We start from the raw sequence: 5,695 nt of genomic DNA, 5'->3' as shown, positions 1-5,695 counted from the left end.
CGAGTTCTCAAACAACACCAGCACACCCAACACCAACCCACACACAGTGAGCCAGCATCAAAGTGACTTTGGAATCCGCCAGCGATTGTTTTCCTGCCCGCCACACAAACCAGAGAACCTTATCTGCTCTCCAGCGGGGCGTTGTCGGTCTCGCTGACTCGATATAAGTTACACACACCCCAACAACAACACAAACCCGCAGCTAAACGCAGGTTTTAAGCGCGTTCAACATGTGCACCAAGCGCGTTTAACTGCTCGACGAAGGCCGGGTAGCCGCGGTCGATGTGGTGCACCTCGTGCACGGTGGTCACGCCGTCTGCGACCAGGCCGGCAAGCACGAGGCCGGCGCCTGCACGGATGTCGGAAGACCAGACGTCGGTGGAAGACAGGTTGTTCACCCCACGCAACATGACGTGGTGGCCGTCCACGTTCGCGTCGGCCCCCAGACGCAGCATTTCGTCCACGAACCGGAAGCGCGCCTCGAATACGTTCTCGGTGATCACGGATACGCCGTCGGCAATCGCGGACAACGCAATCGCCATGGGCTGCAGGTCGGTGGGAAATCCCGGGTATGGCAAGGTCTGATAGTCCACGGCGCGGGGGCGGTGGTCCATGCGCACGCGGAATCCGTTGTCGTACGTCTCCACGTCGGCGCCCGCGAGCTTCAGCTTCGAAAGGGCCAGGTGCAGGTGCCCGGGTGCCGCACCGGTGACGGTGATGTCGCCCTGCGTCATTGCGGCCGCGTACGCCCACGTGCCGGCGACGATGCGGTCGCCGACCACCGTGTGCTCCGTCGGCGAGAGCGAATCAACGCCATCGACGGTGATGGTGGACGTGCCGGCACCTTCGATACGCGCCCCCATGGAGTTCAGCATGGCGCACAGGTCCACAATCTCCGGTTCGCGCGCCGCGTTGTCCAGCACTGTGCGGCCATCCGCGAGCACGGCCGCAGTGATGATGTTCTCCGTTGCACCCACGGACGGGAAGTCCAGCTTGATGGAGGCGCCGGTGAGTTTCTCGGCACGTGCCACCACTGCTCCGTGCTCGATATGCGTGGTCGCGCCCAGTTTCTCCAGGCCGGACTGGTGCATATCCAGCGGGCGGGACCCGATTGCGTCACCGCCGGGAAGCGCCACATACGCCTCGGTGCAACGGGCCACCAACGGTCCGAGCACCGCCACGGAGGCGCGGAACTGGCGCACCGCATCAAAGTCGGCGTGCGGGGAAACCTCGGCCGGGGTGTGAATGCGCACCACGTCGCCTTCGATGTCCACCTCGCAGCCTAGCCCGACCAGGACATCGCGCATCAGCGGGACGTCCAGGATCTGCGGGCAGTTGCGCAGCGTGGTCGTGCCTTCGGCCAGAAGGGCTGCGGCCATCAGCTTGAGCACGCTGTTCTTGGCGCCGTCGACGCGAACTTCGCCCGCAAGCCGGGCGCCGCCTGAAACCAAAAACCGTTCTTTCACGTCCGCCACAGTACAGAACCGAAGGGACGTCGATAGGCAAATGCTTAAGGCAGCGCGCCGATGCGACGGGCGGCATTGACCGCCTCATACCTGGTGTGAGCGCCGAGTTTGCGCATCACGCTGCGGAGGTAGGACTTCACGGTCTCAGCACCGATACCCATCTCCGCGGCAGCCTCAACGTTGGTGTGCCCAAGTGCCACGCAGGCAAGCACGTCCAATTCGCGCGCCGACAACTTGGTGGTCTGCTTGACGGCGACCGGAGACACCAGCTGCTCGCAGAGCTGCTCAAGCTCCTTGCGCAGCTTCTCGTCTTCCACCCGGTTAGTCAGCATGCGCAGCTTAGAGTGGGTCGCGCGCACCTGCTCCCACTCCGCGCCGTTCATCGCACGCCCGGACTTCGCGCCAGCTCGGTCCCCGCCATCGGAGGAACGCAGCGCCGCGTTGACGGCGAGCTCCTGCTCGAGGGTGCGGGCGGTCATAGCGACTTCTTCGATGACCTTGTCCCCCAGACGCACAGGCGAATGCACGCCGACGTACAAAACGCCCCGGATCTCGCGCTGCACGATCACCGGCACGGCCACGACGGAGTGCAGGCCCTCGTCCTGAATCTGCTGGTCGTACTCGTGGGAGATCACGGAAGCGCGCGTGTAGTCGGCGATACCCACGGCACGACGGCTAGACACGACACGGCCACCAACGCCAGCACCCTCGGCGATACTGAGGTTCTGAAGTGCCGGAGTGCGCAGGCCGATCCATTGGGTGATCTGAATCCGGTTGTCCGACAAGAGAGTGCCGTACATCGCCACTGGAATGCCGGTTGCGGTCTTCAGCGCGGTCAGCGCCGCGCGAATCGCGTCATCGTCGTCCTTGATGCGCTGCGCATCCATCGTCATACGTGTCGCCTTCCACCGTTTCGGGGGCACCCATTTGGGGCACACCCGAATCCGAACAGGACTCAAAAACCACAGTGATCATATCGCGCGAACGGGGGTAGCCAAATTTAACCCCGCTCCAAAAGCGCGTGAAGCGTCCCGCCCGAACCCCTTCCGTACCGGACAGTTCACTACCAACAAACCACACTGTCTACTTCGGCGTGTATGCTGTCCCTGGAAACGCAACAAACTAAGAAAACCCCAGGAGGGGATGACTTATGGCGAAGATCGCAAGCAACGTTCTCGACCTCATCGGCGGCACCCCGCTGGTGGAACTCACTGACATCACCGAGGCCAACGGCTCCAAGGCCCGCGTACTGGCCAAGCTGGAGTTCTACAACCCGGCCAACTCCGTCAAGGACCGCATCGGCAAAGCCATCATCGAGGCCGCCGAGGCGTCCGGCGACCTGAAGCCGGGCGGCACCATCGTCGAGGCCACCTCCGGAAACACCGGCATTGCGCTCGCGCTCGCGGGTGCCGCGAAGGGCTACAAGGTCATCCTGACCATGCCGGAGACCATGTCCAACGAGCGCCGCGTGCTGCTGCGCGCCTACGGCGCTGAGATCGTGCTCACCCCGGGCGCCGCCGGCATGAAGGGCGCCGTGGAAAAGGCCAACGAGCTGGTAGAGCAGAACGAGGGCGCCATTCTGGCCCGCCAGTTCGAGAACGAGGCCAACCCGAAGATCCACTACGCCACCACCGGCCCGGAGATCTGGGAAGACACCGACGGCGAGGTGGACATCCTCGTCGCAGGTGTGGGCACCGGCGGCACCGTCTCGGGCGCCGGCAAGTACCTCAAGGAGCAGAAGGCGGACGTCAAGGCCGTGGCCGTCGAGCCGGCTGCGTCCCCGCTGCTGTCCAAGGGCGAAGCTGGCCCGCACAAGATTCAGGGCCTGGGCGCGAACTTCATCCCGGGCACCTTGGACCGCAACGTCGTGGACGAGATCATCGCCGTGACTAACGAGGACGCGGTGTCCACCTCCCGCGAGCTCGCGGTGAAGGATGCCATCCTCGGCGGCATCTCCGCAGGCGCGAACGTTAAGGCAGCGCTGGAGCTGGCCGAGCGCGAGGAGAACGCGGGCAAGACCATCGTGGTGATCATTCCGGACTTCGGCGAGCGCTACGTCTCCACCGTCCTGTACGAGGACATCCGCGACTAAGCACTTTTTGCTTAGCGACGAGCTGTCGCCCCTCCCCCGGCACCGACACCATCCGGCGCCGGGGGAATTTTTATCCCCACAGAAAATGAACCGCTTGGTACACTGCGCCCCATGATTTCCCTGGCTGCAAAGGTTGTTTCCACCGTCCGCGAGGACCTGGTGAACGCGCGCGAACACGACCCCGCCGCACGCGGCGACGTCGAAAACGCCGTGGTGTACTCGGGTTTGCACGCCATCTGGGTGCACCGCATCTGCCACGCAATGTGGGAACGGAACTGGAAAGGCCCGGCGCGCATCCTGGCGCAGCTGAACCGGTTCTTCACCGGCATCGAGATCCACCCCGGCGCGACAATCGGCCGTCGGTTCTTCATCGACCACGGCATGGGCATCGTGATCGGCGAAACCGCGGAGATCGGCAACGGCGTAATGCTCTACCACGGCGTCACCCTGGGCGGGCAGGTGCTCACGCAAACGAAGCGCCACCCCACCATCGGCGACAACGTCACCATCGGCGCGGGCGCGAAGGTACTGGGCCCGGTGACCATCGGTGCCGGTTCCGCCGTCGGCGCGAACGCGGTGGTGACCAAGGACGTGCCGGAAAATTCCATCGCAGTAGGCATTCCGGCGAAGGTCCGCCCGCGTAAGACGGACGAGTGCGTGAAGCTGGTGGACCCGGACAGCTACATCGATCCGGGCAGCTACATCATCTAGTTACGCCAGCAGGTCCCGGTACTGCGGGTTCTGCTCAATGTAGCGCTCAACAGCGGGGCAGGACGGGGTGATCAACATGTCGTCTGCGCGGGCGTCGTCGAGCGCCGCCTGGATAAGCGGCTTGGACAGCCCCTGGCCGCGGAATTTGGGGTCCACCACGGTGTGCGGCAGGTCGCGCACACCGTTCGCGTCGGCGTAGGTGGCAAAGCCCGCCACTTCCCCGCCCACGAGGATTTCGTACTGGCCTTCCGCCTCGTTCTTCTGCACGGATATTTCCGGGTTCTCAGACATGCAGCCGACTATATGCGAAACCCCTTCCGCATTGCCGCGGAAGGGGTTTCGGGAGTGTGGCCAGAGCCAGGATCGAACTGGCGACCCCACACTTTTCAGGCGTGTGCTCTACCAACTGAGCTATCTGGCCGGAACTACTCGTTTGCCAAGCAATTCAGCGACCCTGACGGGACTTGAACCCGCGACCTCCGCCGTGACAGGGCGGCGCGCTAACCAACTGCGCCACAGGGCCTTATTCTGTTGTTTTCAGTGCAACTTCCAGTGTGTTTCACACTGTCTCTTGCACGAGTTGATACATTACACAGCACCCTCGATCGGCCACAAATCGCCAGCGTACGGGAGGTTTCGGGCCCGGGTTGCTTATCGACGCCCACGTGCGAAGAAGAACACGACCGCCCCGGCTACCAGTAGCAGCATAAGCAGGCCGCCGAGCAGCCCCGGCAGGAGCCCGAAGCCTCCATCCTGGTCATCCTTCGCGGCGTTGACCTCCGTATCGCTGTCTTGACCATCCTGGCTGTCCTGGCTGCTCTGCGAAGCCGACGTCTCGGCTGCTTTGTCGGCTGCGTTGAATGCGATCGGCTCGTCGGACGGCTCCGGGCCGTCCTCATGCGTCGGCGTCCAATCCGGGCCGCCGTTGCCAGGTTCGCCATCCATGACCACCTCAAACTCGAAAGGCTGCTCCACACCGGTGATGTCATAACCTTCGTGCACCCACCCCATGCCGACCCAGATGTAGTACTCGCCCTGGTAGGGAGTGCTGGTGTCGTGCCACACGTACTGGCTCAGCGTTTCCGCGTCGGATTCGGCTGCATCCATGAAGAAGTTCAACGGGGTGCGCACGAGCTCGTTGCGCATCGGATCGTAGATGCCGAAGCCGAGGCTATCGGCGTTGTGCGCGACCGACTCCGGCGTTTTCACCTTCACCACCGGCCGCTGCCCGTAGGCCACCGGGATCTTGTAGAACCTGAACTCACCAGGGATGATGTTGTCGGAGTACGTGCCCTCGGTGATGTCTACCGCATCATTGAACCCGGTGCCGCCGGAAATTGGCTCGGGGGGGCGGGATCAAGCGGTTAATGCGCCACGTTTGAATATTTGCTGGAGTATCTCACGTGGGGTTGCTCCGCCGAGGACT

General features: G+C 63.5%; 6 protein-coding genes and 2 tRNA genes. 2 read left to right on the top strand and 6 right to left on the bottom strand.

Features of this window, described 5'->3' with window-relative positions:
* Window positions 1–215: 215 nt before the first annotated feature.
* Window positions 216–1,466, bottom strand: a complete 1,251-nt coding sequence (gene murA / locus NUW87_RS11145; protein WP_269028590.1) for a UDP-N-acetylglucosamine 1-carboxyvinyltransferase — start codon at window positions 1,464–1,466, stop codon at window positions 216–218.
* A gap of 44 nt (window positions 1,467–1,510) precedes the next feature.
* Window positions 1,511–2,353, bottom strand: a complete 843-nt coding sequence (gene ramA, locus NUW87_RS11140) for an acetate metabolism transcriptional regulator RamA (RefSeq protein WP_239218100.1) — start codon at window positions 2,351–2,353, stop codon at window positions 1,511–1,513.
* Window positions 2,354–2,616: 263 nt separating this feature from the next.
* Between ramA and cysK the strand changes: the two genes are divergently transcribed.
* Together cysK and epsC are read left to right on the top strand one after the other, a co-directional pair.
* Window positions 2,617–3,558 (top strand): cysteine synthase A, encoded by a 942-nt coding sequence (gene cysK, locus NUW87_RS11135; protein ID WP_063937288.1) that lies wholly within the window; start codon window positions 2,617–2,619, stop codon window positions 3,556–3,558.
* A 111-nt stretch (window positions 3,559–3,669) separates the two neighbouring features.
* Window positions 3,670–4,269 carry a serine O-acetyltransferase EpsC gene (gene epsC / locus NUW87_RS11130; RefSeq protein WP_269028589.1) on the top strand — a complete coding sequence of 200 codons (600 nt, stop codon included), beginning with the start codon at window positions 3,670–3,672 and terminating at the stop codon, window positions 4,267–4,269.
* Here epsC and NUW87_RS11125 read toward each other — a convergent pair whose 3' ends face one another.
* From NUW87_RS11125 to NUW87_RS11110, 4 genes are all read right to left on the bottom strand, one after another.
* On the bottom strand, window positions 4,270–4,560 hold the full coding sequence (locus tag NUW87_RS11125; protein ID WP_269028587.1) for a GNAT family N-acetyltransferase: 291 nt from the start codon (window positions 4,558–4,560) through the stop codon (window positions 4,270–4,272).
* A gap of 57 nt (window positions 4,561–4,617) precedes the next feature.
* A tRNA-Phe gene (locus tag NUW87_RS11120) sits at window positions 4,618–4,690 on the bottom strand.
* Between the two features lie 28 nt (window positions 4,691–4,718).
* A tRNA-Asp gene (locus tag NUW87_RS11115) sits at window positions 4,719–4,792 on the bottom strand.
* 128 nt (window positions 4,793–4,920) lie between these two features.
* A complete protein-coding gene (locus NUW87_RS11110; protein WP_269028586.1) occupies window positions 4,921–5,508 on the bottom strand; it encodes a hypothetical protein in 588 nt (195 codons plus the stop codon).
* Window positions 5,509–5,695: the final 187 nt, after the last annotated feature.

Source organism: Corynebacterium pilbarense, from assembly GCF_026930265.1.
Classification (GTDB): Bacteria; Actinomycetota; Actinomycetes; order Mycobacteriales; family Mycobacteriaceae; genus Corynebacterium; species Corynebacterium pilbarense.
Note: the sequence above shows the minus strand (reverse complement) of the source record. Positions and strands in the feature narration are given on the sequence as shown.

Bases quoted from the DNA above. Each gene is read 5' to 3' on its own strand.
- ramA (WP_239218100.1), bottom strand. From the start codon at position 2,353: ATGGATGCGCAGCGCATCAAGGACGACGATGACGCGATTCGCGCGGCG.
- cysK (WP_063937288.1), top strand. From the start codon at position 2,617: ATGGCGAAGATCGCAAGCAACGTTCTCGACCTCATCGGCGGCACCCCG.
- epsC (WP_269028589.1), top strand. From the start codon at position 3,670: ATGATTTCCCTGGCTGCAAAGGTTGTTTCCACCGTCCGCGAGGACCTG.
- NUW87_RS11125 (WP_269028587.1), bottom strand. From the start codon at position 4,560: ATGTCTGAGAACCCGGAAATATCCGTGCAGAAGAACGAGGCGGAAGGC.